Source organism: Bradyrhizobium sp. LM2.9, from assembly GCF_054056555.1.
Genome location: NZ_JBSRYJ010000002.1, coordinates 5,308,074 through 5,329,591, shown reverse-complemented (window position 1 = coordinate 5,329,591; position 21,518 = coordinate 5,308,074). Strand labels below are relative to the sequence as shown.

The 21,518-nt window shown below is 60.3% G+C and carries 21 protein-coding genes and 1 pseudogene; 15 read left to right on the top strand and 7 right to left on the bottom strand.

What is annotated here, in order from left to right; translation table 11 throughout:
- Positions 1 to 9: 9 nt before the first annotated feature.
- The 3 genes and pseudogenes from ACVWW3_RS27635 to ACVWW3_RS27625 form a co-directional block, all read right to left on the bottom strand.
- Positions 10 to 1,072 (bottom strand): annotated as a pseudogene (locus ACVWW3_RS27635) (LLM class flavin-dependent oxidoreductase).
- A gap of 156 nt (positions 1,073 to 1,228) precedes the next feature.
- A complete protein-coding gene (locus ACVWW3_RS27630) occupies positions 1,229 to 2,800 on the bottom strand; it encodes an adenosine deaminase (RefSeq protein ID WP_456648021.1) in 1,572 nt (523 codons plus the stop codon).
- Between the two features lie 1,132 nt (positions 2,801 to 3,932).
- On the bottom strand, positions 3,933 to 4,337 hold the full coding sequence (locus ACVWW3_RS27625) for a baeRF12 domain-containing protein (protein WP_456648022.1): 405 nt from the start codon (positions 4,335 to 4,337) through the stop codon (positions 3,933 to 3,935).
- Between the two features lie 889 nt (positions 4,338 to 5,226).
- Here ACVWW3_RS27625 and ACVWW3_RS27620 point away from each other — a divergent pair.
- The 9 genes from ACVWW3_RS27620 (at position 5,227) to ACVWW3_RS27580 (ending at position 13,171) form a co-directional block, all read left to right on the top strand.
- On the top strand, positions 5,227 to 5,613 hold the full coding sequence (locus ACVWW3_RS27620) for a hypothetical protein (protein WP_456672206.1): 387 nt from the start codon (positions 5,227 to 5,229) through the stop codon (positions 5,611 to 5,613).
- A 31-nt stretch (positions 5,614 to 5,644) separates the two neighbouring features.
- Complete coding sequence (locus ACVWW3_RS27615; protein WP_456672205.1) at positions 5,645 to 6,256, top strand: ATP-binding protein; 612 nt, start codon at positions 5,645 to 5,647, stop codon at positions 6,254 to 6,256.
- Positions 6,253 to 6,705: a hypothetical protein gene (locus tag ACVWW3_RS27610; RefSeq protein WP_456672204.1), complete on the top strand. Its 453-nt coding sequence runs from the start codon at positions 6,253 to 6,255 to the stop codon at positions 6,703 to 6,705. The genes ACVWW3_RS27615 and ACVWW3_RS27610 overlap by 4 nt, the downstream gene beginning before the upstream one ends.
- Before the next feature lie 409 nt (positions 6,706 to 7,114).
- Positions 7,115 to 8,050 carry a LysR family transcriptional regulator gene (locus tag ACVWW3_RS27605; RefSeq protein WP_456648025.1) on the top strand — a complete coding sequence of 312 codons (936 nt, stop codon included), beginning with the start codon at positions 7,115 to 7,117 and terminating at the stop codon, positions 8,048 to 8,050.
- On the top strand, positions 8,047 to 8,841 hold the full coding sequence (locus tag ACVWW3_RS27600; protein ID WP_456648026.1) for a peroxiredoxin-like family protein: 795 nt from the start codon (positions 8,047 to 8,049) through the stop codon (positions 8,839 to 8,841). The genes ACVWW3_RS27605 and ACVWW3_RS27600 overlap by 4 nt, the downstream gene beginning before the upstream one ends.
- A gap of 443 nt (positions 8,842 to 9,284) precedes the next feature.
- Positions 9,285 to 9,860, top strand: a complete 576-nt coding sequence (locus ACVWW3_RS27595) for a cytochrome P460 family protein (RefSeq protein ID WP_456648027.1) — start codon at positions 9,285 to 9,287, stop codon at positions 9,858 to 9,860.
- A 164-nt stretch (positions 9,861 to 10,024) separates the two neighbouring features.
- Entirely contained in the window at positions 10,025 to 10,570 is a 546-nt protein-coding gene (locus ACVWW3_RS27590; protein ID WP_456648028.1) for a DUF1993 domain-containing protein, read from the top strand.
- Positions 10,571 to 10,748: 178 nt separating this feature from the next.
- Positions 10,749 to 11,561: a class I SAM-dependent methyltransferase gene (locus ACVWW3_RS27585; RefSeq protein WP_456648029.1), complete on the top strand. Its 813-nt coding sequence runs from the start codon at positions 10,749 to 10,751 to the stop codon at positions 11,559 to 11,561.
- 269 nt (positions 11,562 to 11,830) lie between these two features.
- The gene (locus ACVWW3_RS27580; RefSeq protein WP_456648030.1) at positions 11,831 to 13,171 is read left to right on the top strand and encodes an MFS transporter; all 1,341 of its coding nucleotides are present in this window, start codon (positions 11,831 to 11,833) and stop codon (positions 13,169 to 13,171) included.
- Positions 13,172 to 13,263: 92 nt separating this feature from the next.
- Here the strand turns inward: ACVWW3_RS27580 and ACVWW3_RS27575 are convergent, their stop codons facing one another.
- Positions 13,264 to 13,965: an alpha/beta fold hydrolase gene (locus ACVWW3_RS27575; RefSeq protein WP_456648031.1), complete on the bottom strand. Its 702-nt coding sequence runs from the start codon at positions 13,963 to 13,965 to the stop codon at positions 13,264 to 13,266.
- Position 13,966: 1 nt separating this feature from the next.
- Complete coding sequence (locus tag ACVWW3_RS27570) at positions 13,967 to 15,298, bottom strand: MFS transporter (protein ID WP_456648032.1); 1,332 nt, start codon at positions 15,296 to 15,298, stop codon at positions 13,967 to 13,969.
- 514 nt (positions 15,299 to 15,812) lie between these two features.
- On the opposite strand from ACVWW3_RS27570, the gene ACVWW3_RS27565 reads away from it, so the two are divergent.
- The 6 genes from ACVWW3_RS27565 to egtD all read left to right on the top strand — a co-directional run bounded on the left by ACVWW3_RS27565 (position 15,813) and on the right by egtD (position 20,247).
- Complete coding sequence (locus tag ACVWW3_RS27565) at positions 15,813 to 16,121, top strand: hypothetical protein (protein WP_456672468.1); 309 nt, start codon at positions 15,813 to 15,815, stop codon at positions 16,119 to 16,121.
- Positions 16,030 to 16,431 (top strand): cytochrome P460 family protein, encoded by a 402-nt coding sequence (locus tag ACVWW3_RS27560; protein ID WP_456672203.1) that lies wholly within the window; start codon positions 16,030 to 16,032, stop codon positions 16,429 to 16,431. Before ACVWW3_RS27565 ends, ACVWW3_RS27560 begins: the two co-directional genes overlap by 92 nt.
- Positions 16,432 to 16,552: 121 nt before the next feature.
- Positions 16,553 to 17,470 carry an NADP-dependent oxidoreductase gene (locus ACVWW3_RS27555; RefSeq protein ID WP_456648034.1) on the top strand — a complete coding sequence of 306 codons (918 nt, stop codon included), beginning with the start codon at positions 16,553 to 16,555 and terminating at the stop codon, positions 17,468 to 17,470.
- Positions 17,471 to 17,684: 214 nt separating this feature from the next.
- The gene (locus ACVWW3_RS27550; protein WP_456648035.1) at positions 17,685 to 18,701 is read left to right on the top strand and encodes an MFS transporter; all 1,017 of its coding nucleotides are present in this window, start codon (positions 17,685 to 17,687) and stop codon (positions 18,699 to 18,701) included.
- Positions 18,702 to 18,791: 90 nt separating this feature from the next.
- Positions 18,792 to 19,199 (top strand): cupin domain-containing protein, encoded by a 408-nt coding sequence (locus ACVWW3_RS27545; RefSeq protein WP_456649735.1) that lies wholly within the window; start codon positions 18,792 to 18,794, stop codon positions 19,197 to 19,199.
- A gap of 94 nt (positions 19,200 to 19,293) precedes the next feature.
- The gene (gene egtD, locus ACVWW3_RS27540) at positions 19,294 to 20,247 is read left to right on the top strand and encodes an L-histidine N(alpha)-methyltransferase (protein WP_456648036.1); all 954 of its coding nucleotides are present in this window, start codon (positions 19,294 to 19,296) and stop codon (positions 20,245 to 20,247) included.
- A gap of 87 nt (positions 20,248 to 20,334) precedes the next feature.
- On the opposite strand, the gene ACVWW3_RS27535 is transcribed toward egtD, so the two are convergent.
- A complete protein-coding gene (locus ACVWW3_RS27535; protein ID WP_456648037.1) occupies positions 20,335 to 20,616 on the bottom strand; it encodes a DUF427 domain-containing protein in 282 nt (93 codons plus the stop codon).
- 391 nt (positions 20,617 to 21,007) lie between these two features.
- A complete protein-coding gene (gene msrB / locus ACVWW3_RS27530) occupies positions 21,008 to 21,457 on the bottom strand; it encodes a peptide-methionine (R)-S-oxide reductase MsrB (RefSeq protein ID WP_456648038.1) in 450 nt (149 codons plus the stop codon).
- Between the last annotated feature and the right edge of the window lie 61 nt (positions 21,458 to 21,518).

Here is a 21,518-nt window from a genome sequence, read left to right as displayed (position 1 = left end):
CCGTCGCCTTCAATGAAGCTCGTCTTGTCCGAAATCTGACACTCGTCGCGCCAAATCTGGAATGATGATCGAACGCATGGCCGAGATCGTTTGGAGTGACGCCGCGAGCGGTAGATCTCCGAAAGCGAGTTGGCACATGACGTATGTAACACCAGCCTCAGCGACTTGGCTCCTGAGCGCCTGTCGCACCGCGGATGGTGATCCGACCACGCAGAAACCGTCGTCCAAAGCTTGCTCGAACGACTGAGGCAGATTCGGCGGAAGGGGCAGATTTCGAGTGCGTGACAGGAAGGTGAATGTCTCGAACCAGCGTGCATAGGCGGGAGCGGCAAGAGCACGTGCGTCAACGTCGGACTCGGCGATCACCACAATCCGAACCATGCCAAGCAGCGGCATATCCTGCGCAGGTCGCGCGATACAGTGCGCGCGGTACGCGTCCGTGATTGCCCGAATCGCGCCACTCTTTCCGACGCAAGCGATGTTAATCGAATTTTCGGCGGCCCATCGGGCGGTTTCCGGTTTCGTCGTCCCATACCACAGCGGCGGATAGGGTTTTTGGATGATGGGTGAAAGTGTGATCGGCACTGTCAGAGATGATGAAATGGCGGCCGTAGTACGTGAGGGCATCAGTTTCGATGGCTTTGAAAACAATTTCGGCTGCCTCGTTGTAGGGATCCTGAGCCTCTGCGGCTGAAACGCCAAAAAACGAAAGTTCAAGTGGGACGCCGCCGCGGCCAATACCAAGATCGAGCCGGCCTTCACTCAGCTGATCCAGCATGCAGATCTCTTCGAAAGCGCGCAGAGGGTGATACAGATTCAGCAACATCACCAACGGTCCGAGTCTTAGCTTCCTTGTGCGTTGCGCCACAGCGGACAGAAACAAGTTGGGTGAAGCCGCCAGACCGTGTGGCGTGCCATGATGTTCCGCGACGTGATAAGCGCGAAAGCCAGCCTGATCGCACGCCGACGCAATTTCTAATCGGTCCCTGTACTGCTGGCGAAGGCTCCCGCCCGCATGATCCAAATGGTCAAAAACGCCAAAACTGAGGGCGGGCAGGGTTGCGGAAGTCATGGCGGCTCTTTAACCTCTTGTTCGGAGGATCTGATCGTTTAGCAGGAGGTGTTCTTCCACTGTCCGCGTCGTCGGCCCAACGAGCGGCCTGCTGCACTTCATAAAGAATGTTGGCATTGAACTTCTCCTCGATCCTCAATCCTTGATTTCGATGTGTTACGGTGCGAGTTCGCCTGGGGAGCCGTGACCGCCGGGTATCCTAGGCCGCGACGGCCAATTGCCGTCTGAATTGAATTGTTCAAGTGCCCGCTCGTAGCGCCACTCGAGTTCAGCTTTCTTGTTGCTCTGCAAGAGCGCCGCGCAAGCGGAAGACGGTCGATCTTTCGGGCTCTCTCGACAGGGGGACGCCAGCCTCCACTTGGTCGTGTCTTCCCATAGGCTCCGGCCGGGCAGGAAGGAGTACTCCAAGCTGTTCCGTTCGAGGGATATGACATCGCTGTAAGTCAATCTGTACGATGTGACTGCGGTGACCAGCTCATTGGTCATATCGGTTCTGGAAACCCCTTCGTCGTCGGTCGCGATTACCAGAGGGACATTAAATCGCCGATAGACTGGAAACGGATGCTGCCGACCCGCTACGCCCAGAATGAGCCGGTTGCTGGTTAGGGCGATTTCCACCGCGATGTGCCGATCAGCAAGAATCCGCAATAGTTCGTACGGCCGATCCTCATACATGACATCAACACCATGACCGATCCGCCGGGCACCGCCAGTCACGACCGCTTCTCGAATATGAGAGCGCAAGTGTTCGGGCGTGACGAGCCCAAGCGTCAGCTCGCCGGCATGCAAAGCAACTCTTACGTCTGGCATTTTGGATTCGAGGTAGTTCAGTATTCGCATGTGCAGGGAATAGTCTGCGAGCGCTACGGGAAAGTCCTCGGGAGCAACGAAATTGACGCCTACGACTCGCGAGTCATTCTTTGCCAGCATGAAGCCGAATACGGTCTGGGCGAAGACATCGACCGGCGTTGCAGTTCTATTTGTCGTCATCAAATACCGTAACTCGACCTTGCATCCAGGTTCGGAATCGTGCTGGCCGCACTTAAGAATGCGCGCTCGCTCCCGGTCTAGCAGATCGAGGTCGCTAACCGCATTATCTACAATTCTTGCGATACCGAGGCTCGAAAGCTTGTCCAGCATCGTGCCGAAGTCATCGGTCCACGTGACATTGGACGCGATTTGCTTGATCGCGTCCGTCTGTAGGGAGGTCATCAGCTCCATGTAGATGAGCCGTTCGCCTGCAGCGCGATTCGAGACCTCAGCGATCAGCGCACCTGGTTCGACGGCGTGACCAAACAGATTGAATGTCCTGAAGAATTGATCGTGACCAGTGAATCCCGCGTCAGCAACGAAGCCTCGCATGGACCACGCATCCACGATCTGTCGATTCAGATCCGCGTCCCGCAATGCATTTGAAATAGGTCGAAGACCGCGGTCGGCATCACACGGTGGTGGCATGGCAAGAAACTTATTTGCGTCAATGCAAGCTCCTCTGTTGGCGCCTGCCCTTATCAGGTTCTCGGCGTAGGCACCGCCGGTCAAGTGGTAATGCAGGTCTGCTCCCTTTGGCATTGCTTGAAGAAACGCGCGAAGTTCCGGAGGTGACGCGACAGCGTCATCGAAGCGCATTTCGGCAGCCGAGCGTCGCTCTTTCGAGTAACCGGGTGGTTGGTCAACCATGAAGAATAAAGCGATCGGAAGGCCGACCGCCCACAGGTATCGTCGCATCTCATTCTCCGTTTTGAGGCGCACACTAGAAGGCTGGAGGTGATCCAGATGAAGCGCCTTTTAGAGTTTCTGCTATCGCCTGACGCGACTGACGTTTCCGTCAAGCGAAGACAGCAGCATTTGCATCGTTCAAGAAACACTCGTAGCCGCGGCACCCCATCGCGATGCCTGTTCTCGAGGTCGATTGAACCACGATTGCTGAGACTTACTTTGCAGCGCCGCCGAGGGAAATCACCTCTCACAATGGATTCGATAGAAACTCGTTATTGCCGCTCGCCAAGCGTGGCTGGTGCCGTAGCGAGGAATGCCGCTGGTTGCATCGCACTTCGTAGCCGACGCTGTTGTTCTGCTTGAGGTCTAAGTCACGTTCAGTCGCTGTAACGTCAATCAACGTCGTCATACCCTGCGCAATGCGGGGTGCGCGTGCTCCAAGGAAAATTCCTGGATGCTGCATTGATCCTGTACCAACGCGCTAGATGGCTGGCGCTGTAGTTCGAGACGTCCTGGAACGGTCTATACGAGAACGCAATAATCACGCGCGGCACTGTCTCTTACTCATGATCCGCATTTATTGGCTCGCGCGAGCTATCGCCGATCTAACGACTGTTGGATAGCTCGGCGCGCATCGGCTGCAGCACGGTCAGATCTTCGGGAAGAGAATCGACGGCGCCCATCGCAGACCAGTGGATTACAAAACGCGGGCTCTGTCCGAACCGCTGATCGCCACCGATTCAAATCCCCGCGATCAGCCAGCCGCCTGCGGTCGCCAGGTATGCGGCATTCGCCAGTCGATGCCTTCCAGCAGATAGCCAGGCTACGCTGGGGCGTCGTCACCACGCCATCAGCCATGACGGCCAGAGGAGCGGGCGCGCTCCGGCGCCGCCGTGCCCCTTCTCACTCGGCTTCCGGCTCGAAGATCGCCCGCTGCCTGCGCCGGCTGCCAGGCGCTGTCACGGCAGCTCTCTTGGCGGCCGACACGGTGCTTCGGTGCTGACCGACCGCCGGGGCAGAGCGAAACGGCATGTTGGATATCGGACCGTAGCTTGAGCGATGGCGTCGATGTAACAATCGATGCTCGTTGCGATGCTTTGATCCATCCTGAATCTGGATGCTCAACCAGTCCGGAGCCGCGTCAGGCGTCTGCGATCAGTGAGGCTATCTCCTCGAGCGGACGCCGGCTGAAGTCCTTCGCGAGCTCTCCTAAGATCTTGCCTCTCAGGTCGCAATTGAAGTGTTTGCGCATCCCCTCCAGTATCCTGGGGTCGGAGACAACGACTAGGTGTTCTATGGTCCCGTCCAGGCTCAGCTTGTTCAGGAACGCAGCCATCGCTGCCGCGAAGTCGTCTTCGACGAGCCGCCTCCCATCTAGGTTAGAGGCGCATGCGCCTTGCCGCGCACCAAAGCCCGAATGGGCGGATGGAGGCGGAGCCGCAGTGATCTCGACCAAGTGCACCCCCGGTTTCACGCCCGTATTGTGGAATAGGCGGATCGTCTCGCCGTCAGCGACGGCTACAGTCGTACCGGTTGGTAGAATCATCGAAAGACCTCCCACTAACGATCCCGTATTTGCACCGGCTGTTATGATGTTTTATCTGCCAGCGTTCTGCTGCGCCTCTCTTGCTCTTTGCGCGAAGCTCCCCAGAGCAGGGCGGTTGCGACGACCGCCGAAAATCGACGCCGCGAACACCGCGATCTGGCGGCCGAGAAGTCGGTGCGCTTGGAAACCGCGCGCCCCGCCGGGCGACGATCGGCCCGAGATTGAATCTATCGCGGTCGAAAGGAAAATCACCTCTCGCTATGGAGTCGATAGCTCCCCGTTATCGGCAAGACGCTGGGCCTGCCGCGGCAGGAGTATGGCTATTCGTTCCGCGAGCACTCGCTCAGGTGGTCGCCGGCCCACGCGAGAGATAGCACAAAGGTGTGTGTGGTCGGGCGCCGCTTCTAGTGAGTCCTCCGATTTTCAGTGATGGGGACACATGAGCCTCATCGCGATCGTTCAGACTGCTCTTGTGAACAGGATGTATCCTGGGTTCGGGCTTGCATCGCTATGCTTTTCGTCATGAGGTCGCTTGCAATTACGGATCGCGGCGGACTGAACGCCGTCGCGTGGTGCTCCCGTGCGCGCTTGCCCACAGTTTCTGTCGGCGAAGAATTGCCCCGTAAAACTATGATCTCGATGGCTGCGCATAATCCACGGCGGCCCCGAGGAACACCTCTGGGTCGCCGTCGGGAGTTCCGTTCTAGCGAGTCAGCAGAGCGGGAAGGGCCGCCCTCGCGACGCGCCGATAACGGGGAGCTATCGACTCCATGGCAAGAGGTGATTTTACGTTTTGCGGTCTGAGACCCAATCTTCGAATGGTGTCGCCCGCGTGTATGGGCCGAAGTTTGGTGCCCCATTGAACGATCGCAAGCAAGGAGCTCCCCAGATGCAGATCAAATCGTCATCCGACGTTTCTTTTCCGATGGCCGTCGAGAGCAATCCGTCCGAGGAAGTCGTCGTGCTCGCGGACCGCGCCGGCGTTCTGCTTGTGGTACAGCGCCCATTCAGCGCGAGGATGCAGAACGTCAGCGATACCGGCAACGGCGTCATCGCAACCAGGTGCGTGGAGATTCCGCTCGTTGGGCGCGACGGCGAGATCTCCGGGGTTCTGTGCCGGACCGCGCCACGCGCCGGCACGCGCGGCATCATCTTGTCCCCCGGTCGGGAGGAGGGGTGGTCGACCGGGGACGTGGCACAGTCCGCCGTCCACGACATCAAGAACCTTCTCGCCGTGATTGGCGGCGGGTCTGCGGCTACTCGAGAGTCAGAGTGACGCCGCATGTCGCAGGGCCATCGTTGGCAAAATGCAGGAGGCGATTACGCGAGGCTCGTTACTCAGCAATCAGCTCCTCAACACTGCACTACCATGCCGCAAGTCGATTGACGGCTTTGTCACGGGCAGTCGCCTCGCCGCGATCGCGGGTACACTTGACTTGGCGTTGCGTCCAGACATCACTGTCCGTACCAAGATCGCTCCTGACTTATGGACCTTCAATGCCGACCCGGAAGAGCTGTACTTTGCTCTCCTGAATCTCTGCCGAAACGCGGACGACGCTATGTCGAGCGGCGGGACGATCACCGTCCTGGCACGAAATGTGGACCCGTCCGCTAGCGCAGACCGCGGGTTCATTGAGATTGTCGTCGCCGACGAAGGGGAGGGCATGCCCGAGGAGATCCTGTTGCAGGCGCTCTTTCCGTACTTCACGACAAAGGCGGCTGGCGGAGGCAGCGGCATCGGACTCCCCCAGGTTCAGCGGTTCGCCGAAGCGCGGGGCGGCGCGATCGATATAGAGAGCGAGCGAGGCGCCGGCACCCTGGTGCGCCTCCTTCTCCCGCGTGTCGGCGATGCAGCTGTCCGGAGCAGCGGTCCAGACACCACCTACGCTCCCTCATCCGAAATTCCCCGCGGTCAGTGACTATCGCGGTGGGAAGGGAAGACAGGCAGAGTATAAGTAAGGCAAACGCGCCCAATCAGGTCCCTAGGGGGTACGCCCTCACGGAAAAGCGGCTCGACGAGACTGGAGTCGGGGAGGGAACGACGGTCACACTGATCAACGCAACGCGCCCCGAGGAGTGGAATCAGACCACCAACCCGCACGACTGCGCCGAGTGGCTCGGCCTGAACTCGTGGGCGGCCGACAGCACGTCCTGGGACATCTTCGACGCCATGCTCACGCCCGGCGACTTGAATCTGCTCGTATCCTGGAAGGACGCCGCTGCAGCGCGCGGCGTACGAGGACACATCCCGCGCCGAATGACAAGGCGGATCCGAAGAGTGCGGATCGTGCGCGACTACGGGAAATACGGTCGCGAGGCGCCTCAGTACTACCTGGACGCAAAGGGCGGCGAAACCCTGCGCGCCTGATACCGCTCCGTCGGGAGGGCGGTCCGCCGCGAGCTCGACTCTGGGTTCGAACTGCCATCCAGTCCCGCATTTAGTCAGGCTTTGAGAAAAAAGAGGTTTGACTAATTGTCGTTGAAGCTCCGCCGCTTGTTATCGCACGATTGACCGGCAGCGCCGACGATCATGGCTTGGGGGCGGCATAAGCGGGCGCCGCGGCTCATCCGGCTCTCGTCCACCTTGCGTTCAATTGCCCGGCACGCAGAAATTCCTGGAAGCGTGTCCGCGCGTCCAAATCAATGGGCCGACCCGTTCCAACGTGTGCATGCAAGATGCATCTACACCCCACGATCGCTGCGTGCCCGGCACGTCGTCGGTTGCAAAGGCGGGTCCCCTATCGACAGCCGCACGTTGACGGAGAAACTACCAACTCATGGAGCTTCATCAGGTTCGCTACTTCCTCACCGTTGCGTCCACGCTCAACTTCACCCGCGCAGCCGAGCAGTGCAATGTTACGCAGCCCGCCCTGACCAAGGGGGTTCAGAAGCTCGAGCAGGAACTCGGTGGTCAGCTGATTTACCGCGAACGCCAGCTCACTCATCTGACCGATCTTGGAAAGGAAGTGCTTCCGATGCTGGAACGCACGCTGGCCTCGGCAGAGGCCGTGCGTCGCCGGGCCCAGGAGTTCCAGCGCAAGGACGTCGCGCCGCTCAAGATTGGCCTTGCTCCATCCATCTCGGCCTCGCTCGTCCTCGATCCGATTGCGGAGATCGCAAAGTTCGTCCCTGGACTTCACGTCGAGTTGCGCGAGGGAGCGGCGAAGACGCTCGTCGACCTCTTGCTTGAGGGCGAGATCAACGCCGCCATGGTCGGGGACGTCCGGGACGTGCCCGCCCGCATCGACCATTGGTTGTTGTTCGAAGAGCGATACGTCGCGCTTCTCGCGCCAACACACAAGCTCGCAAATCGTCCCTCGATTGACATCGACGACCTCCGTGAGACCGTCTTGCTGGAACGCGCTGGATGCGACGTCGCCCCGAAAATCCAGCAATCTTATTTCCCCGAGAAACCGCCCCAACTCGGCCATTGCAGCGGTCACGACTTGCACCTGCAACACATGGCCGCCGCTGGCTTCGGCGTGATGCTCGCACCCGAGCACATGCCGCGCCTTCCGACGCTCAAGACCATTCCGCTCGACGGTGACCTGGTTGTGCGGGAGGTGCGGCTGCTGGCTGTGCAGGGGCGTCGCTACTCCCCGGCGCTGGACGCTTTCGTCAAGGTCGCGCGGCTTCGCGACTGGTCGGTCGAAGCCCCCACTCGTGGCGTACCACACGCGGCGGTCCCTTTGGTGTCGAGAGCGCGCGCATGAGCACGAAACGCACGCCGACGGACAGCCGCTTTCAGCTAATCGACCCTCAGCCTGATGACCCCCAACCGATGTTAGATCAGACCGACAAGACACTTGCCCGGATTCGTACTGAGCTGTTGACGACTTTCAGCGCAGCTGACTGGGAGTCATACAACCACCTGGTGCGCTGGCTCCGCGATGCCGACGTGGCATCGCACGCGTTGAAGATCGGAGACGACGCGCCGGACTTCCTCCTGCCGGACGCTGACGGCCGTCTCCACTCCTCTGAACAGCTGCGCCGCAACGGCCCCCTGGTCCTGAGTTTCTTCCGAGGTGGCTGGTGTCCGTTCTGCACCGCAGAGCTGTGCGCCCTCCAGGCAGCGAAGGACGAATTCGAGAGCGTCGGCGCGACCCTCGCCGTCGTGACGCCCGAGACGAGAGACTTCCCGCGGCAGCTCAAGCGGAACCTGGGCTTGGACCTGAAGGTGCTCTCTGACGTCGACTACGGCGTTGCCATATCATATGGCGTGCTGTTCCGGGTGCCCGACGAGATGAAGGCGCACTATACGGCGCTAGGGTTCGACTTCGGCGCGCGGCACGGGTCACCGGAGTGGATGCTGCCCATTCCCGCGACCTACGTGATCGACGCAGAAGGCCGGATCCGCAGTGCATTCGTAGAACCAGACTTCACGATACGGGAGGAGCCGGCGCAAATCTTGGCCTCGCTGCGCCAGGTCGCTTCCACGTCACTCGCGAGGGAGGCAGAAGCGGGAAAGCGACATCCGGGACGATCCGGCAATAATCCAGTTTGAAATGCCTCTCGGCGAGAGTGCGCTCGTATCGCCTACTAGGAGGTCGAGGACGCTCGCGTCGTCTTGCTCCACGCGGAGCTGCGACAAGAGCTGTCCGGCCTAGGGTACGGATCGAGGCTCTCGCATGGCGTTCGAAGCGTTGCGACACGACCGGAAAGAATAATCGCGAAGTGCCCCTTCATGTCCTCCTACGCTGCGGCATCCCGAGTCCGGCGCACTCCTCGACGGATGATCGCGGACAGCTGGGACGCCGGGGGGCGACGATACCTCGCGCCTATCAAATGCATGTCCAAAGGGAATTTCTAATTCTGCCGGCTGCGTCCGATCTTGGGTCTGGCTGGGCCCGCCGAGCACGCGCGGTCGGTCCCACAGCGATTGAAACAATGGTTTGAAGCCGTTGCACCGAGTCACCATGTCGCGCGCGAGCAGCAAGGGAGAGCCCCATGAAGTTATTGAGGATCGTCGGCTTGGCTATCGCCGTCTCGCTGGCCGCCGGCTGCGTCGCGGCGCTCGCGCAGATCAGCGGAGCTACTCCAGCCGGGCCGACCGCAAACGTGGTGGACGCCGCCGGGCACCTGCGCGTGCCCACCGACTATCGAACTCTCTACCAAGCGCTCGGCAGCTGGGCGATTGCCGCCGACAGCGGCCAAGGCTCGAAAGAAGTCCACGCCGTCTACGCATCTCCGGGGGCGATCGACGCCTATCGAAAGACGGGCCATTTCCCGGATGGCGCCGTTCTGGTGAAAGAGGTCTTCGCGACTTCGACGAACGAGATGACCACCGGCACGGTGAGTCACGCCGACAAGCTCAAGGGCTGGTTCGTCATGGTGAGAGACAGCAAGGAAATGCACCTCGGCAATCCGTTGTGGGGCGACGGGTGGGGATGGTCGTGGTTCGACGCGGACAAGCCGCTCAAGACCACCTCGACGGACTACCATTCCGATTGCCAGGGGTGCCACGTACCGGCCCAGGCCACGGACTGGATTTATGTGAATGGCTATCCAGTCCTGCGTCACTAGGCGACCGCATATGTTGAGGCCTCCTCTTGCCGCGGTTTCGTGGAAGTAATGTCGAATCCCGCAAGTTGGTGCGGCAAGCTGGAAGATTGAAGAGCCTATTGGGACCATTGGTTTCGGTTGTCGACCTTTCGGGTCCGGCCGACGTACAGAGTACAAACGAGCGTATGGAGTTCGATGTGCCCTTCTCTGTCTATGATATTACGGTCCCCGTGATGGTGCACGGACTCAACGTGATGGACGACTATCTCCACCACGCTCAAGCGCTCGAGCGAGCCATGGAAATTGAGCCTGGGACGATCCTTGGCGAGCGGCTTGCGCCCGACATGCTGACTTTCGGAGAACAGTTTTCCGTAAGCTGCAACAAGATCGAGGCACACATGGCGAAGCTGATGCAACACGACGCGCCAGCCCCCCATAGTACCCCCATGATGTACCCGGCATTGAAGGGACGGCTCTTCGAGACGCGCGGCTTCCTGCAAAACGTGCAGCCGGACGCGATTGCCGGCGCGCAGTCCCACACATATGAGCTGAGGCCGCCGATCGTGCGAGGCTGGTTCGGCGGCGACGACTATATCCGGCACCTGGTGCTGCCCGACTTCTTCTTCCACATCTCGATTGCGCACGCGATCCTTCGGCAGCTCGGAGCAAACATCGGGAAACGCGACTACCTCGGCAATCTCGGCCAGCAAAGCGGCGGTGACTACTCGTGAGAGGCAGGCGCGGCGCGGGCCGCAGCGTCAAGACAGGAAAGCAAGTGTACGGGACGCCGATAGGGAGCGAATCGCGAGGGGTCATTGGCGCGCGCCGCAGAGCGAAGCGGATTGCGAGTCCGTTTGTGCGCCTCGTACAGCGATTCAGGACGTTCGGGTGGCATAGGAGGCTGCTTTGATGCAAAGCTATATCTTGGGGCATTCGAACCGGGAACTTCGGAGGCTGATGCTGCAGGCGGAAAATCTCCGTCCGATCACGACGCGCCTGCTGCGCGAGATCGGGCTCGCAAAGGGCATGCGCGTCGTCGATCTCGGTTGCGGAGCGGGCGACGTGGCAATGCTCGCGGCGGAAATGGTCGGGCCGACCGGGGCCGTTGTTGGGATAGACCGAAACGCTGCCGCGATCGCCATGGCCCGCGAGCGCGCGCGCGCCGCTGGTCACACCAATATTGAATTCATGGAAGGCAATGCATCCGAAATGATTGGCTCCAGAGACTGCGATCTGGCTATCGGTCGCTATGTCTTGGTCCACCAGAGCAACCCGGTCGCGCTGATCCGCGCAGCGGCCACTCACCTCCGGCCAGGCGGCGCAGTCGCCTTCCATGAGGTATTCCTCCTCGGAACGTGGTGGTCCTTTCCTCTGGTCCCGCTATGGGAGGATACCTCCGACCTGATCAATAGAACGTTTCGCTCAGTCGTCACGTGCCCTGATGCTGGAGCGCGGATGGTGGAGCATTTCTATAATGCAGGGGTGGAGTTGCCCCGCGTGTTTTCGGAGACCCCGGTGGGCGGCGGCCCCGATTCGCCTCTTTATTCATGGGCCGCGGAAACCTTCCGCACGCTGTTGCCGAGAGCAGAGGAAATTGGCCTTCTAGCGCGCGGCGAGATCGATATCGACAAGCTTGAGGACCACCTGCGCCAAGCGGTGACCGCGGTCCATGCTCAGATCGGTTTCGCCCATCAGCACTGCGGCTGGGCGCGAGTCCGATAGCACTTCTTGAGAAGAGCACACGGGGCGGACCAACGAAGACTGTATGACGTTACCAAACTGGGGCGACACGCCTTCCCGCCTGACAGGGCCGCTATGCCGAGGCGACATAGGCCCACATGCCTCCAGACCGAAATCCGTCCGACCTGTTCTAATGAGAGAGTGCCATTATGGTCAACACAGCTGTTCCTTCGATTATCGGTCTACGAATCGGTTACTGAGAGTATGCGCAAAGTCGGTCGTCTAAGGTTCGCGGCGGAGATTGGATCCTGATGGGCGGCGTCGAATGTTTAACGGCGTCGAAGCGCCGCTGGGTAATGCTCTGCATCTTGCTTGGACTCGGTCTAAGTTCCCTCGGAAGCGCGATCGTGAACATCGCCTTGCCAAACATCTCGCGTGCATTCGCGAGTAGTGACGCGGCGACCGTTTGGGTCGTGAATGCCTATCAGCTTTCGGCAACGGTCTGCTTGTTGCCTGTTGCAAGTCTGGCCGAGTCGCTCGGTCTGAAACGCATTTATACCGCCGGTCTGGCTATTTTTGTTCTCGCGTCGGTGGGTTGCGCTTTCGCTCCGACATTGCCGATACTTGTGAGTGCGCGCTTGATTCAGGGTGCCGGAGCGGCCGGGGTTGCTGTGGCGGGCGTTGCATTTGTACGCGTGGTCTATCCGCACCGCATGGTCAGTAAGGGCATCGCGTTGGTCGCATTAGCGGTGGCGATACCTGGAGCATTGGGCCCCACCATCGCGGCGGCAATACTTGCCGTGGCAAAATGGCCCTGGTTGTTTCTGGTGAATGTGCCATTCTGCCTCGCCGTACCGCTGTTTATTGCCGCTGCACCACCAGACCTGCGGGTTGCGCGCTCTCTCGATCTGACCGGGACCGCTCTCAATGCGCTGGCGTTCGGGCTTTTCGTCGTCGGTGTCGGCACGCTGGGTACCGGCGATGGGCCCATTGCGACGGGAGAGATCGTAGCAGGTCTTTTCTGTCTTGGCCTCTTCGTTCGACAACAGCTCCAGCACCCTATGCCAATGTTGCCATTCGATCTTTTCCGTATACCTCTGTTTACCCTATCGGTGTGGACGTCCGTCTGCTCCTATGCAGCACAAATTCTGGCTTATGTCTCCTTGCCGTTTTTATTTGAGACGAGCATGCATCTGTCGGCCGTGGAAACAGGCTTTCTTGTGACACCCTGGCCGTTAATGACTGCCGTCACGGCTCCAATCGCCGGCCGCTTGACGATCCGCCACCCAGCCTCGGTGATCTGCAGTATTGGTTTGGCGTTGTTGGCGGTCGGTTTGCTCCTGATGGTCTTCTTGCCGACAACTCCGGCAAAGTGGGATGTCGCTTGGCGGCTGGCTCTTTGCGGTATCGGCTTTGGTCTTTTTCAGACCCCGAACAACACGGCGATGATGACGGCTGGACCCGTAGGGCGCAGCGGGGCCGCAAGTGGGATGAATGCCGCGGCTCGCTACATCGGATGGTCACTTGGTTCCGCGCTGGTCTCGCTGATCTTCGGCTTGGGCGGAGACCGTGGCGCGATCTCTTGTTTGGTCGCCGCAATGGCCTTCGCTCTGATGGGGGCCGCTACCAGCAGCGCTCGTCGGTTCAGATAACGGTCAAGTGGGAACGCCAGCACACCTTCGCTCGCAGCGAAATGTCTGCCTTGCCAATGAGCCGCTAGAATGGGACCGAATACGGCCTCTCTCTACCCCCGTTGCAGCAACAAGGCCGTCAGTTCGTTTGGCATGTCGAGCATCACATCGTGCCCGCATGCAAACTCCTCTCGCCACCAGCGGCGTTCTCCCGCAAGGGCGTAAAAGCCGTCGAAATAAGGGCTGGCATAGCCCCGCGCCCGGATGTATCCGACGTTTGGAATCGCGTCACAAGCGCCGCTGATCTGCGCCGGCGCTTCAAAAGTGGACAGTGGCTGCATCGTGCACTGTCGGTCAACCCAATCGGCGTCTGCCGCGTTCACCGCCATGAGCGATGCCGGAGGCGGCGGGAGCTTCCAGCCATCACCGTTCGCTGCGGCAAGTTCTCGGAATTTTTTGCCCTTGTCGGGTACGTAGTCGAAAAGAGCCTTACCGTTGTCTGGTACAAAGGCATCGAGATAGATCAACGAGCGGATCCGGTCCGACATCCGGTCAGCGACATGGCGCACGATAAATCCACCATAGGAATGTCCGACCAAGACGATGTCGCGCAGCTCTTCCCAAGCCATGAGGTTGGCGACATCCGCGATGTGGGTGCCGAGGCTGACCTCACGGCTCAAGAGATGCGACCGTTCTCCGAGACCGGTCAGCGTCGGCGTGAACACTCGATGGCCTTTTGAGGCCAGGAGGCGGCGCACGCGAGTCCAGCACCAACTGCCGTGGAACGCGCCATGGATCAGAACGTAATCTGTCATTCTAAGCTCCTCCCGAGCCGCCCGCTTTCGCCGCGGCCGGAGTTGGGGTTACGGCAGCTATAAGGGCGCCGCCGATCGAGGTCACGGCAGCTAGGGCGAGACCCACTTCGAAGCCAGACTCGAAAGACGCGACACCGGCGGCCAGCGCCACGCCGGCGAGCTGCGCAATCCGGCTCGCTGCATTGTTGATGCCGGAGGCAAGCCCTTCGTCCGTCTGGTCAACGCTCGATAGGACGGACGCGGTGAGCGGGGCCACGAGCACGGCGAAGGACAGGCCAAGCAGTGTCATGGGCCCAATCACGCCGAGCATCAGGGATGCTTCCTGACCGAGCGCCATCCAAACATAAGCAAGCGCTGCACCTGTAGGCCCTGCGATGAGCATGGCCCGCGCCCCGGTCCTGTCCGCCAACCCGCCGAACACGCCCGACAGGAGTCCGACACCGAGCGCGAAGGGCAGGAACGCCAAACCGGCATCGGTTGCCGGCAGACCGCGGCGGTCGACGAGATCGAAGGGGAGCAGGAAGAACATGATCGAAACCGCCCCATAGATCATCAGTGTCGCGACGTTCAGCCCGAGGAAGGCGCGGTTCTCCATCAGTCGAGGCGGCGTCATCGGGTGTTTGCTTCTGCTCTCCCAGAACGCATAGGCGGCGAGACCGACAATCCCGAGCCCAGCGACGATCGTGAGCACCGTTTCCACTTGAGCCGGTGTGTTCGCCGCGGCCTGAGCTTCACCCGGGCCGATTTGGCTGAGCGCCCAGGCGAGCGCCCCGAGCGCCGAAGCGAGGATCGCGGCGCCAATCACGTCGAACCTGCGCCGGATGCGGTCATCTTTAGGCCCGAAGACCAGCAGAATTCCTACTGCTACGACCGCGATCGGCGGGTTGATCCAGAACACGGATGGCCAGCCAAAGGTCTCGGTCAGCCAGCCGCCCAAGACAGGACCTCCGGCAGTAGTAAGCGCCGATGCCGCGGCCCATATGCCGATCGCCCGATTCCGCTCTGCGCGCGGATAGGTGGCCCCGATCAGGGCGAGGCTGGCGGGGGTGACGATCGCTGCTGCCGCGCCTTGCACGACGCGGGCAGCGATCAGCCAGGCGGGAGAAGGCGCCAGCGCGCATGCCGCGGACGCCAGACCGAACAGGACGCAGCCGAGCGCGAGCATACGCCCCTTGCCATAAACATCGGCGAGGGCGCCGCCGATCAATGTCAGCGAGGCGAGCGCCAACATATAGCCGTTAAGAACCCATTGAACGGAGGCAAGGTCCGCACCGAAATCGACACGCAATTTCGGCATTGCAACGGGCAGCGCGGTCGCATCGATGAACGCCATTGAGGACGCGAGCACGCATGCCATCAGCACCATGCCCCGCCGATTCGGTGCTTCCCGGCCGAGTTCTCGCGGGCAGGGTTGTGCATCGATAACGCCGCGGCCGCACTGCTCTACAAACGGCTGTGCCTCTCGGCGACAAGCTCGTCGTCTCTGGTTTGTAGGCGTGGTCATTTGCAGTCTCGTTTTGGGTTGTAGGTGCTTCTGATAGCAGTCTCACACTGTGACGGTCGAACCCCGGCGGGGAAAATCACCTCTCGCCATAGAGTCGATAGAAGATTGTTATGCCTCGCCCGTGCGGCATGGTGTCGTCGCGGTCTGCGCAACTTGCCTTGATTTTCGAATGGCCGAGAGGACCGTCGCAGCAACATTCTCCGCTGTTATGGAAACTATAGATGCCGGCTATTGGGAAATTTCGTCCCGCGCCGCGATGAATGGGTATCCCTGTCGCAGATCTCATCGAGCGACGCCAAGGGCGACCTCGACGGATATCACTCAATTGCGTAGGAGAAAAATTATGGTCGTGGCGAAAAAACGTAGGCACCTTACCCTACTGATCGCTGGAGCGGTTTCCAGCGCAGTTGCTATAACAACTGTATTCGCGCAGTCCGAATCCAATAACGGCAGCGTACCGACGAGGAAGCGCTATCTCCCTGAATATACCGCGTCGGGCGACTTGATCCTGCCGACGAATTTCAATGAGTGGGTGTTCGTCGGCTCACCTCTCACTCCCAATGCGCTCAACGGCGGGAAGGCCAATTTTCCTGAGTTTCACAACGTCTATATCGAAACCAGGCTCATACGAGATCTACAAAACGACAGGTGAGTTCCCAGAGGAAACGATCTTCTTCAAGGAACTACAGCTGACGCTCCCAGCCGAGAGCCCGGATGGATCTCGCACCGAGGCTTCCGGGCGAGGCTTCTTCCCCGGAAAGCTGAACGGTGCGGACGTGACGGTCAAGGACAGCAAGCGCTACGCCGACACCGGAGGCTGGGGTTACTACAACTTCAATCATCACGAGCCGAAGGCACCGACAGCAAAGCTGCAACCAAAATCGGAATGCGCGTTCTGCCACATAGCGAGCGCTGCGAAAGATGACGTCTGGACCCAGTTCTATCCGCTGCTCGACAAATGAAATCGTCAACGAACGCAACGCTTCACCAACACAGGGATGCCGCTGGCAAAAGTTGTCGATCGGGCTTTTTATCGCTGGAACGTATCCAGCAAGGAGACAAACAACCGAGGAGACAATTTACATGAAGGCGATTGTGGTAGCGGACCAGGCCGCGGGAACGGCGGGGATGAAGCTTGTGGATCAGCCCGAGCCGCAGGCAGCGATGAACGACGTCGTCGTTCAGGTTCATGCGTCGGGATTTACCTGGGATGAGCTGACGTGGCCCTCGACCTGGACCGATCGCCTCGGCCGCGACCGGGCGCCGGTGATTCCCGGGCAAGAGCTGGCCGGAGTGGTCACCGCCCTTGGCTATGGCACGAGGGGGCTGTCGGTGGGACAGCGGGTGTTCGGCCTCACGGACTCCTATCGCGGCGGCACGCTGGCGGAGTATGTGGCCGTCGAGGCGCGCAACCTTGCGCCGCTGCCGGGCGACGTTGACTTCACGGTGGCTGCGAGCGTGGCGATGCCGGGCCTAACCGCGTGGCAAGGACTATTCGTGCACGGTCGCCTTCAAGCGGGCCAGAGCGTCCTCGTGCACGGCGCGGCCGGCGCAGTCGGGTCGATGGTAGCGCAACTCGCACGTGAGGCCGGCGCCTACGTCATCGGCACCGGACGCGCCGCCCACCGTCAGACGGCGCTCGACTTCGGTGCGCAGGAGTTCGTTGCCCTCGAGAACGACGCCATAGAAGACGTCGGCCCTGTCGATCTGGTTTTCGATGTCTTCGGCGGCGACATCGCGAAGCGGTCCGCAGGCCTGATTAGAGCCAGAGGAACGCTGGTGACCATCGCCGGCCCGACTGAGGCACGGCCCGTCGACGGCTTGGCGATTGACTTTGTTCTCGTGTCCGATCGCGCCCAACTGGATGAAATCGTCCAGCGGGTGCGGGACGGACGACTGCGGACGAACATCGGCAAGATCGCGACCCTCGACGATGCTGTCGCCGCTTTCAATCCGACCAAGCGGATCAGCGGGAAGACGATCATCCGCGTTCGTCCGTGAATACTCGGGGTCGGCGAGCGGTTCTACGCTCCTCGTGGATCATCGTCGACCTTTTGAATCGTGTCGATCGTCGTTGCCTTTACAATCTATTGCTTGAGGTTGAATTTATGTTGCGAGGAGTGATCCGCGAACGTACACGGCGACTCGGCTTCAGGCTGCTGGCCAATGAGCTCGCGCGCCGCGAATCGCCCGACCTGATCTGAGGGATTACGTCGTGAGCAGCGCGTCCCTGATCCTGACCGACCGCGGCCTGGCGCTCTCCGAGCCTAAGGCCATCGGGGCGCAGGGCAGCGCCGGCGTCGCGCCCGCGATCGCCGGCGCGATCCTCGATGACGGATCCTGGCGGAAGACCTTTCTGATGCTCCTGCCCGTCGTCGCCAGCGCGCTGGCCGCCGGTGTCGTGTGGATACCCACGGACTCGCCGGCCAGCCACGCCTGTGTCGACGTCCGTGGTGCGGTCCTGTCGACGGTCGGGCTCGTCGGGCTCGGCGCGGGGCTGACCAGCCTGACCAACGGTTCCGGTCCGAACCTTTTGGTGCTCGTCACCCTGATGGTCGGTCTGGGCGGCTTAGCCGGTCTGGTCGTGAGCCAATGGCGGTTAGGCGATAACGCCATGCTGCCTCCGTCCCTCTTCGCCTCGCGGTCGGTCGTCGGCGCAAACCTGTTCACCGCGCTTCTTTATGGGCCGTTCACGGTCATGCTAACCTTGATCCCGTTCGTGATGATCCGGGGCGCGCACCTGCCGACGCTGGTGGCGGGCCTGGCCTTCACTCCCCTAGAAGTGCTGATTACCGTCGTCTCGCCGCTCGCCGGTATGCTCTGCCGCCGGTTCGGCCGGCGCTTGCCATTGTTCGCCGGCGGCGCCGTCGTCGCCTCGGGATGCACCATGGCACTCCGTGTCGGTGCGACCTATTGGGCGGATATCTTCCCTAGCATCCTGTTGCTGGCTCTGGGCCCGAGCCTGGCGATCGCGCCGTTGACGACACTCGTCCTTACCTCCGTCGAGCCCGATCGCGCCGGCACCGCGTCCGGCGTCAACAGCGCGGTCTCGCGCGCCGGGTCGCTCTTTGCCATCGCCCTACTCGGCGGCGTCCTGCAGCAGGGCGGTCCTCACCTATTCTCGGGATTCCATATGGCGATGACTGTCGCTGCGGTCGCCTGCGTTCTCGCCACGCTCGCGGTGTTCATTATCGAGCCGGGGCCCCACGTCGACTTCATCCCGCGAGACTGACCCGTTCGGTGTCCGCAATCAGCAGGCCGGCAAGGCCGAGAGGAAACTATGAAGAACGAAGATCAACCCATCGGCAGAAGGAGAAAGCCCGTGAAGACCCGAACCATGATCGCCGCCACCTGCGCCGCCTTCGTCTTCTCGATGGCCGCCCGTGATGGCGAAGCGCAAACCGTCACGAAGAACTTCGAGGCGGCCATTCCCAATATTCCTGTCAAGTCGCTGATTGCCCTAGAGGTTGATTACGCGCCGGGCGCGGCCTCTCCATCCCACACCCACGCGAAGTCGGCTTTCATCTACGCCTATGTGATCTCGGGCGCGATCGAGTCGAAGGTGAATAACGGCGAGACGCGCATCTATCGGGCAGGCGAGAGCTGGTCGGAACCGCCGGGCGCGGCCCATTCGATCAGCCGCAACGCGAGCAAGACAGAGCCGGCAAAGCTGCTCGCTGTGTTCGTCCTCGACACCAATGACAACCAGCTGACCACGCCCGTCAAATAACACACTCGTTGCGCCAGCCAGAAATCTACGGTGCTGATATCGGCCGCGAGTTTACCCGCGGCCGTCATCCGCCGTGTCACCGAAAGCGGAAAATATGCTTCACGTAAAAAACTGCATCCTCCCTGTTGAAAATGCATTTGCCCGAGATGTCGTCGGTGGATTATCCGCTGATGTAAAAACATTGCCGAGCCGCTGGTTATACGACGAGCGTGGATCTGCACTTTTTGAAGAGATAACAAGGCAGGATGAGTATTACCTGACTCGAGCTGAAACGTCGATCCTGCGAGAGCGGCAGAGTGACATCGCCGATTTTGTAGAGCCCGGCGCGATTCTCATCGAGTATGGTGCGGGAGCCGGGGTTAAGACGGAGCTTCTGCTGGCAGGGCTGCGTGACCCGCGAGGCTATGTGCCGATCGATATCGCCGACGGCTTCCTTGCAGAAACGTCGAAAAGGATCGCTTCGCGCTTCCCGTCGCTCTGGGTGCGCCCCATCGAGCGCAATTTCCTGGATGTATTTGAGGTTCCGTTGGATGGCTCGGGCGGCGGCAGGACGGGATTTTTCCCGGGCTCGACGATGGGGAATTTGAACGCGATCGAGGCGAAGACCTTGCTTACGCAGATGCGACGACATCTGGGCGACGACGGACGCGCCATCATCGGCGTCGATCTTCAGAAAAACGTAGATACGCTGCTGGGTGCTTACGACGACAGCGCGGGTGTGACGGCCGCTTTTAACCTCAACCTCCTTGAGCGGATCAACACCGAACTGGACGGCGACTTCCGTATCGAGCAGTTCAAGCACGTGGCGCGCTGGAACGAGATCGAGAAGGCCGTAGAGATGCACCTGGTCAGCTTATGCGATCAGCGCGTTACAATTTCTGGGTGCACGTTCCATTTCAGAACGTCGGAAAGCATCCACACTGAGAGCTCCCGAAAATACACTGCGGAGAGCTTCGAGCGGCTTGCCCGCTCTGGCGGATGGAGGGTTGCAGAGGCTTGGCAGGATGCGAACGGGCTCTTCGGACTGTTCGGACTCATTCGCTGCTGAACGGCCGATCCCGGAATTGCCCGCCCACGTGCTGACTGAAGACATCATATCTGCGCGGAAAATCGGGTAATGACGCCGGTCAGTCGATTACCTGACATCCACACCTTTCCAGAATGCGATGTAGCCTTTAATGGCCGCTGCTGCATCGGAGGGATTGGCGTAATACCATGCTGCGTCTTCATTAATTTTGCCATCGACGATTAGCGAACAATAATTTGCAAGACCCTTCCATGGACACCGGCTAGTCGTCGTGCTCGGCTTAAGATGTTGCGTATTGACGGACTCGGGCGGAAAGTAGTGGTTGCCTTCGACGACAACGGTGTTCTCCGATTGCGCTATCACCGATCCGTTCCATGTTGCGACTGTCATTAGTCGTTCCTTTCCATGCTATGAGTTCGAGCCGATATAAGCGGACGTCGCCTGATAGATCGGACTGGGGCCGGTTATTGGAGCTGCCCGCCAATTTGGATCGCAGTTCCTGCGGTCCCTTGCGAATACGCGATACCTTCTTCATTTTTTTTTGGTTGGCATAACGTCTTCGTCATGATCCAGCGCAGAGCGCCTGGCGTTGAGCGTTGTCAGATCATGGGTCCGAAAAATCCGAGCAGATCCCCGCGTGTCCATCACCTCGGCGTGGGTCCACGATTGCGATATGCTGCATTCGACAGGTCGCCACTGGAATAGCCGGCCCCGGTGGGCATGACGCCTGGACGGCTCCCCATCAGCTTCTGTCCCAGACCGTCAGTTTTTCTAGCCATTGCTAGGCTTCCTGGGTGAAAAGATTGAGGTGTTCGCCATATCCAAAGTTCTCAAGCTGATCACGATGAATGAAGCGCAGAGAAGCCGAGTTTATGCAGTAACGCAGACCTCCCACATCCCGAGGTCCACTGGGAAACAGATGGCCTAAATGACTGTCGCCGTGCTTGGAGCGAACCTCGGTGCGGATCGTTCCGTGGGACCGGTCGACTTTCTCGACCACGTTCGCTGGTTCCAAAGGCGTTCTGAAACTCGGCCAACCGGTGCCGCTGTCGAATTTATCGACAGACGCGAATAGTGGCTCGCCGGACACCACATCGACGTACAGACCCGGTTCTTTGTTGTCCCAATATTCGTTCTGAAATGGTTGCTCCGTGCCGTCTTGCTGCGTGACCCAGTACTGTTCTGGCGTTAGCCGGAACACTGCCTCGGGAGTTTTGTTATATGTCTTCATCCTCCAATCTCCTTTGCAGCCAATCAAAATAGGACCGGCGAAACTCTATGGTCCAATCACC